The sequence below is a fragment of the Acinetobacter sichuanensis genome (assembly GCF_003024515.2).
GTDB classification, from domain to species: Bacteria; Pseudomonadota; Gammaproteobacteria; order Pseudomonadales; family Moraxellaceae; genus Acinetobacter; species Acinetobacter sichuanensis.
On sequence record NZ_PYIX02000210.1, the window covers coordinates 1 to 613 of the forward strand.

The window sequence follows — 613 nt, forward strand, 5'->3', positions numbered from 1 at the left end:
CGTGACTCAACAAGAAATGGTCGACCGTATCAAAGCGGCAGTTGATGCAAAAACAGATTCAAACTTTGTGGTGATGGCACGTACTGATGCATTACAAAAAGAAGGCTTACAAGCTGTGATCGACCGTGCATGTGCATGCGTAGAAGCAGGCGCAGATGCCATCTTTGCCGAAGCCATGACAGACATCACCATGTATAAAACAGTCTGCGATGCAGTCGGTGTACCTGTATTGGCAAATATTACAGAATTTGGTGATACGCCTTATTACACCACTGAAGAATTGGGCGAACAAGGCATTTCAATGGTGCTTTACCCTCTGTCAGCAACGCGTGCGATGCAAAAAGCGGCACTTGAAGTCTTCCAAGCGATTCGTAAAGATGGTACACAAGTAAACGTACTGGATAAAATGCAACAACGTAAAGAACTTTACGAATTCCTTGATTATCACACTTTTGAAAATACATTAGACAAATTATTCACTGAAGGAAAATAAAAAATGGCTGAAGGTAAAATACTGACAGGCGCAGGACTGCGTGGGCAAGTTGCAGGTAAAACAGCATTATCAACCGTGGGTAAAAGCGGTGCAGGCTTAACTTATCGTGGATACGATGTA

1 protein-coding gene and 1 pseudogene are annotated in these 613 nt (G+C 43.1%); both read left to right on the forward strand.

What is annotated here, in order from left to right; translation table 11 throughout:
• The coding region (locus tag C9E89_RS23075; protein ID WP_171405223.1) for an isocitrate lyase/phosphoenolpyruvate mutase family protein at nt 1-493 on the forward strand (493 nt) is incomplete at its 5' end.
• A 3-nt stretch (nt 494-496) separates the two neighbouring features.
• Nucleotides 497-613: pseudogene (locus C9E89_RS23080) on the forward strand (2-methylcitrate synthase); the annotation flags it as partial.